General features: G+C 47.0%; 7 protein-coding genes. 2 read left to right on the top strand and 5 right to left on the bottom strand.

Annotated elements, in window-relative coordinates:
* Positions 1–293: 293 nt before the first annotated feature.
* Both INF29_RS06315 and INF29_RS06310 read right to left on the bottom strand, forming a co-directional pair.
* The gene (locus INF29_RS06315; protein WP_193485327.1) at positions 294–1,115 is read right to left on the bottom strand and encodes a metallophosphoesterase; all 822 of its coding nucleotides are present in this window, start codon (positions 1,113–1,115) and stop codon (positions 294–296) included.
* 39 nt (positions 1,116–1,154) lie between these two features.
* A complete protein-coding gene (locus tag INF29_RS06310) occupies positions 1,155–1,805 on the bottom strand; it encodes a cysteine hydrolase family protein (RefSeq protein ID WP_193485325.1) in 651 nt (216 codons plus the stop codon).
* A 115-nt stretch (positions 1,806–1,920) separates the two neighbouring features.
* On the opposite strand from INF29_RS06310, the gene INF29_RS06305 reads away from it, so the two are divergent.
* Both INF29_RS06305 and INF29_RS06300 read left to right on the top strand, forming a co-directional pair.
* Positions 1,921–2,667, top strand: coding sequence for an ABC transporter ATP-binding protein (locus INF29_RS06305; RefSeq protein ID WP_022364426.1), 747 nt, complete (start codon positions 1,921–1,923; stop codon positions 2,665–2,667).
* The gene (locus INF29_RS06300; protein ID WP_022364425.1) at positions 2,657–3,475 is read left to right on the top strand and encodes an ABC transporter permease; all 819 of its coding nucleotides are present in this window, start codon (positions 2,657–2,659) and stop codon (positions 3,473–3,475) included. The genes INF29_RS06305 and INF29_RS06300 overlap by 11 nt, the downstream gene beginning before the upstream one ends.
* Positions 3,476–3,516: 41 nt before the next feature.
* On the opposite strand, the gene INF29_RS06295 is transcribed toward INF29_RS06300, so the two are convergent.
* From INF29_RS06295 to INF29_RS06285, 3 genes are all read right to left on the bottom strand, one after another.
* Positions 3,517–3,813 (bottom strand): hypothetical protein, encoded by a 297-nt coding sequence (locus INF29_RS06295; RefSeq protein ID WP_072850766.1) that lies wholly within the window; start codon positions 3,811–3,813, stop codon positions 3,517–3,519.
* 17 nt (positions 3,814–3,830) lie between these two features.
* Complete coding sequence (locus INF29_RS06290) at positions 3,831–4,904, bottom strand: FAD:protein FMN transferase (protein WP_193485323.1); 1,074 nt, start codon at positions 4,902–4,904, stop codon at positions 3,831–3,833.
* 125 nt (positions 4,905–5,029) lie between these two features.
* The gene (locus INF29_RS06285) at positions 5,030–6,982 is read right to left on the bottom strand and encodes a complex I subunit 5 family protein (protein ID WP_193485321.1); all 1,953 of its coding nucleotides are present in this window, start codon (positions 6,980–6,982) and stop codon (positions 5,030–5,032) included.
* Between the last annotated feature and the right edge of the window lie 5 nt (positions 6,983–6,987).

Raw genomic sequence — 6,987 nt, 5'->3', positions numbered from 1 at the left:
GCCCTGTATCTGGCTACCTTTGAAGCCACAAAAAAATGGACAACCACCATCCGGAACTGGGGTCAGGTCTACGGAGAATTAAGTATTATGTATGAAGGACGGCTTCCAGAATAAAAAGAACAGATTGGTTAAAACAGGCGGAAAAGCCGCCTGTTATTGACATGCCATCTTTTGGATGGTATATATAAAACAAAGGTGGAGTGCTTCATTTCAAAGCATTCCACCCAGTCTTATCATAGAAGAATCTTATTTACAGACTTTTCTTCATACCCTCTTGAAATGCGTTTCCTATTTCACACTTCACTCGGTACCAATTCCACCATGACCACTTCCGGCGGATTCCAGATACGGGGCAGATTGTTTTTACAAAGTCCCCGACTTACCACCATAGTAGTTTCCTCCAGTGGATACATACCTCCAGCATATTCCGGGAACCATCCCTGATTGGGCGCAAACAACCCATTCAAAATGAAGGGTATCCGCACCTGTCCCCCATGGGCATGTCCAGCCGCCACTAAATCAAAGCCGCTTTCTGCATACCACTGTACCAATTCCGGGCGATGAGATAGGAGAATGGTAAAATCATCGTCATTCCTTTCTGCTTTCACCTGCTCCAATTGGCTTTCCCATTCAGAAAAATCAGAGAACTTATCCGGGTCATTGACGCCTGCAATCTGAACGACATTGCCGTTGACATCCAGCTCCGTTGTTTCTCCCTCCAAAACGGTAACGCCATAAGAAGCAATCATTTCCGCGATTTTCTCATATTCTCCAGACCAATGCTCATGATTGCCAGAAACATAAAAACAAGGATATGTATTTCCAATGGCATCCAGCAGCTGCTTTGTACCGTCATGGGGCACTTCGTCATCTGCAATGTCCCCTGACAGCAGTATAGCATCAGGTTCCTGTGCCTCTAATAATGCTACCAGTTTCTCCTGATTCTCACCGTAAATGGTGCTGTGCAGATCTGTAACCACTGCCAGACGGACTGGAGATGTAATTTTCGAAGATTCCAGCTTATATGTCTGGACTTTCAAATGGGTCTGCAATGCAGAAGCCAGTATGCCAATGACAAGCACGCCTGCCAGCAGAAAAATCCCTTTCTTTTTCATACGAAACTCCTTTCACCGCCCCCATTTTACCCCTGTTTTTTATTCCGGTGCTGTTTCGTCCGCTTCCACCCGATCTCGCACTTCCTGCACCACATTTTTCATGACAACGCCTTCTTTCAGGAAGGCTTCCGCATCCAACACCGTTGCGCCGATAAATGCCATATCCTCCATATTGGCTTTCTGTACCGCTTCACTTCTGGAAGAACAGCAATCCTCGATGATTGCCACATTATAGTCCAGAGATAACCCATCATAGCAGGTTGCACGGATACAGTTTGGTGTGGTGGTACCAGTCAAAATAACGGTGTCCACCCGCAGTCTGCGCAGAATCAAATCCAGTTCCGTCTGGAAAAATGCAGAGAATCTAGGCTTGATGATGGTATAATCCCCTGCCTGTGGTGTAAAAGCTTCCGGCACTTCAATGGAGCAGTCCCCGGTGCTGTTTGGCGCCAAACAGCGTCCCCCTGCCAGCCAGTTGTCATAACGGCACGCTTCCACATCGCTGCCGTCTTTCCGGTAAATGCGGTTCACAAAGAAAACGGGAATTTTTCTGTTTCTCGCTTCGGCGATGACCTTTGCCAGTGCAGGTACCGTATCTGCCGCCTGTTTGATGTACAGCGGAGAGTTTTCGTTCAAAAATCCTTCTTCCATATCAATAACAACCAATGCTGGTTTGATTTCCTGTGACATAAAATCCCTTCTTTCATTTTTTCAAAAGTATACCACAGTTTTTTACAGTAGGAAAGGCACCTTTTGTCCCTGCCTCCATAGTATAAACATATAATTTGCAAAGGAGGTCTTCCCATTGCGCCCCATGCTTTCTCTGCATGATGTCACCCTCAGTTATCACAGTCTCAGCGGCGAAACGAAGGCCGTTTCCCATCTGTCTTTTTCCGTGGAGGAAGGGGAATTTGTCACCATTGTTGGTCCCAGCGGCTGCGGTAAATCCTCCATATTATCCATGCTGGCAGGACTGATTCCCCCTTCATCCGGCAGTCTTTCCGTCAACGGCAACATCGGCTACATGCTGCAAAAAGACCATCTGCTGGAATGGCGCACCATACGCCGCAATGCCCAATTGGGATTGGAACTGCAAGGCAAACTGACACCGGAAAACATCGCTTTTGTAGACCACATGCTGGATCAATACGGCTTAGGCGATTTCAAAGACCGTTTCCCTTCGGAACTTTCCGGCGGCATGCGCCAACGGGCTGCCTTGATTCGTACCCTTGCCGTCCGCCCAGATATTCTGCTGCTGGATGAGCCTTTTTCTGCCTTGGATTATCAAACCAGACTGTCTGTAGCAGACGAAATCGGTACCATCATCCGCAAGGAAGGAAAAACAGCCCTTCTGGTGAGCCACGACATTTCCGAAGCCATCAGCCTTTCCGACCGCGTCATCGTGTTATCTGGTCGTCCCGCGCGGCTGAAAAAAATCCACACCATTTCCCTTTCCGTGGAAAACCGTACCCCCATGAAAGCCCGGGAAGCCCCGGAATTCCGAGAATATTTCAATCAAATCTGGAAGGAGCTGGATGTCCATGTGGCGTGAAATCAAACGACCTCCCGTTTCTGCCCAGCAGGCTGCCTTTCTGCGTCGTCTGAAACTGCGGCGTTATACCATCTACACCATACAGATTTTGCTGTTGGTTGGCTTTTTCCTCTTGTGGGAAGTAGCTGCCCGCAAAGGCTGGGTAGATGCCTTTCTGTTCAGCCAGCCCACAGAAATCTGGGCGACCGCTGTGGAAATGGCAGAAAACGGTATGCTTTGGAAACACATCGGCGTTACGTTAGCAGAAACCGTTGCCGGCTTTGTGCTTGGCACCATTCTCGGTACACTGACTGCCATACTGCTCTGGTGGAACCGGATGATTTCCGATGTAGCAGAGCCCTATCTGGTGGTTCTCAACGCCTTGCCCAAAACAGCCCTTGCCCCAATCATCATTGTCTGGCTGGGCAATGGCAAAACTTCCATCATCGTTGTGGCACTGCTCACATCTGTCATTGTTACCATCATGACTGTTCTCAACGGATTTTTACAGACCGACGAGGAAAAAATCAAACTCATCCGCATTTTTGGCGGCGGAAAATGGCAGATTCTGAAAAAAGTCGTATTTCCTGCCAATATTCCCTGTATGGTCAACGCTTTGAAAATCAACGTCGGGCTTTCCTTTGTGGGCGTGATCGTCGGGGAATTTCTGGTGGCACAGGCAGGTCTGGGCTTCCTCATTATCTACGGAAGCCAGGTTTTCAAACTTTCCTGGGTTCTCATGAGTGTTGTCATTCTCTCCATTTTGGCAGCACTTCTTTACGAAGCCATCAATCTGTTGGAAAAACGTATACTGAAAAAACGCCTTTGACAAAAAAAGACCGAACCTATAAAGATTCGGTCTTTTTATTTTTATTCGTCTTCTGCTACAATCCGCATCACAAAGCCTTCTTCATCGTCTTTGTGATCTTCTTCGAAATCTTCTTCAAAATCATCCTCAGACAATTCCAGCACAAACCGCACTGCTGTCAAGCATGCTGTCACCAGAAAGATCAAAGAACTGATGATCATAATGGGTTTTTTCCGTTCTTTTTTTACTGTCAGACCCAGCATCACCCCAAAAGCGCAAACACAGGTTTTGATCAGTGCCATGTCTTTCCAGTCGCATTCCAGCACATAATCATTCAAAAATGTTGCCAACTTTTTCATAACATACCCGCCTTTCTTTATCTTGTCACCGTTTCATATGTAAAATCATTGTCCTGTCCCTCAAAAGTGAACTGATCCGCAATCCCTTCTGTGGCAATGACTTTCCCATCTTCCGTTACAAAAATTGCTTCAAAATCATCACTCTGCCGCCATAATTCCACTGCGCGGTCATAGCCCATAACAAAGAGGGCTGTAGAAAGGGCATCGGCTTTTGTGCCGTTTTCCGAAATGATAGTCACAGAAAGCAGACCGCTGTCGGAAGGATATCCCGTAGCAGGGTCGATGATGTGATGGTACCGTTTGCCGTCCTGATCGAAGTACCGCTGGTATCCGCCAGATGTAATGACAGAACAGTCAGATACTTCCACCAAGCCTACATAATCCTCTGTATTTAAGGGGTTTTCCACGGCTATTTTCCAAGGATTTCCGTCGGGTTTATTGCCGATGGCAGAAATATTGCCGCCAAGCCAGATCAAGGCGGATTCTACGCCTTCTTCTTTCATAAGTTTTGTGACTGCATCAGAAGTGTAGCCTTTGGCAATACCGCCCAAATCTACTGCCATACCTTCTTTTGCCAGATACGCCGTCTGGTCTTCTTCAGAAAGTATCACACTGTCGTTATCCACCAGAGGCATCAGTGCATCCAGTTCCGCCTGGGTAGGCACATGATGTTCTTCCTCTGTAAATCCCCACGCCTTCACCACAGGAGAAATGGTCATATCATAACATCCATTTGTCAACTCATCCATTTCCTTAGCGGTTTTCAGCAGATACATGGTATCCTCAGAAACCGGCACCGCTTGTTTTCCTGCATTGGCATTGAGCTGTGCAATTTCGCTGTCCTCCATGGTCACAGAAAACAAACGTTCCAGTCTGCGGATTTCCTGTTCCGCGTCGGTCATAATCTGTTCGCCATCCTCATGGTACACCGTAAATGTCATGATGGTATCCATGGCAAAAGTGGTGGCTTCGTGGCGATTTTCCTCTTTCGCCTGAGCAAGCATTTGCTGTGCCTGTTCTCGTTTTTCCGAGCAGCCTCCCAGTATAAATACAGATGCCAGCACAAGGGCTGCTGTTTTTTTCCAATTCATGTATGTTCGTTCTCCTTTTGTATGACTTGTTCTAATTTTATTTTACATAGCAAAAAGCTTCCTGTCAAATAACGAAAAAAAGATAGATGCCCCGAGAATCCCCCGTTTCATCTATCTTTTTTTATTTAAATCAAAATATAAAGCATGGCAATGGCAAGACCGATACCAATCATCAGCAGGCTTCGTGCAAAGCCTTCCCGGTAAACGGTTTTGTCTGTTTCCCCATCGGTATAAGCAGAGAAATACTTATCTTCTGGAGGAATGACTCTTGCGTTGTCGCTGTTAAAGATTGCCATACGCAGCAGGGAAATAAACCCATCTGTCAAAGTACCTGCCAATCTTGCGAAGAAACCACCGATAAAAGGCAGTACCCCCAGCAGCAGCGGACGGTATACCTTTTCTTCCAGATTCAGCCATGCAGGCCAACGATCCAGATAAACGGTTTCGCCATCTTCGTTTTCCCGCATCAAAACGGTACGGACAAAAAGGAAGTACACAGCCGCGCCTACAATGAGGGAAATGACTGCGCCTTTCAAGTTCACCCAAGCGAAGTATTCCACTGCGTGATCTGGTGCATGGGCACCCAGGAATGTGACACCAACAGCGGAAATACGATCCTGTGTCAGATGCGGCAGCATGCCGCACACGGGCAGTGCCAATGCGCACAATGCCAAAATCACTTTATTCACAGGGTTCAAATAAGCCCCCTGTTTCTGCACCGGTAAGGGATGGCTGTTTTTCTCTACAAAAACAGCAACAAAAATCTTTGTCATGTACGCCAGTGTCAAACCGCCGGCAAAAAGGAACAGATATTCCACTGTTTTCATATAGAACACAGACTGTCCCGCTTCTTCCAGAATGTGAATGTATTCCACAATACTTTCATGAAGCAGTGTTTTGCTGACATAGCCATTCCAAAGAGGAATACCGCCGATACCCAAAAGTGCCATGAGAAATACCACTTTCAGCAGCAGTTTATCCCGTCCAAAACCTTTGATTTTATTCAAATCCAATTCGTGCAGGTTCATAAATACCACGCCTGCGGACAGGAACAGCACCAGTTTCAGCATGGAATGGTTGATGAAATGCAGCAAGGTACCGGAAGCGGCAATGGCGTTATGTTCGCCCAAAATACCCTGCATGGCAATACCCACCATCATAAAACCAATCTGGGACATGGAAGAACACGCCAGTGTCCGTTTCAGGTTGATAGAGAACAGTGCCAGAATTGCACCCATGAGCATGGTGATCATACCAAGAATGAGCATGAAATTTCCCCAAGGAGCATCATGGAAAAAGATTTTTGCGGTAATCATCATAATACCGAACACACCAGTCTTTGTCAGCAGACAGGACAGCAGTGCGCTGGCAGGGGCAGGTGCCAATGTATAAGCGTTTGGCAGCCAGATATGCAGAGGGAATAACCCCGCTTTTGCCGCAAAGCCGAAGAACACCAGAACACCAATGCCATAGAATGCAGATTTATCGGTCTGTTGTGCCATAAACTGCTGGAGCAGATCCATCTGCAAAGTGCCCGTTTTCTGATAGAGCATGAACAGCCCCATGAGTGTCACCAAGCCCCCCAGCACTGCCACAGCCAGATAGGTGTGAGCAGCCCGGATAGCTTCTTTTGTTTCGTCGTGCATAACCATCACAAAAGAAGTAAAGGACATGATTTCGAAGAAAATAAATGTAGTAAAGAAGTCGGCAGAGAGGAAAATCCCCATGGTTGCCCCTTCTGTCAGCAGCATGAACAGATAATACCGATTGCGGTTTCTGTCCTGCTGGAAATATTCTTTGGAATAAATGGTAGTGATAAACCAGATAGCCCCAGTCAGTACCGCCAGAATGACTTGCAGTCCGCCGCCGGCAAAGAGCAGTCCCAGACCACAGATACCTGCTTCCTGAAAGACTTCTTCTTTGCCAATAAGCAGCAGTGATGCGCCGAATGTCAGGAGGGTTACCAGCATTGCCCAGTAATCTCTGGCGTTTTTATTCTTTCTGCCAATGATATAGCCGATGATACCGCCCAGCATAGGGAAGAAAACCAAAAATGGCAATATGATTGAATGATTCATTTTTT

The sequence above is a fragment of the Anaerotignum lactatifermentans genome (assembly GCF_014982935.1).
GTDB classification, from domain to species: domain Bacteria; phylum Bacillota; class Clostridia; order Lachnospirales; family Anaerotignaceae; genus Anaerotignum; species Anaerotignum lactatifermentans.
The sequence above is the reverse complement of the archived record's forward strand: the minus strand, read 5'-3'. Positions and strand labels throughout refer to the sequence as shown.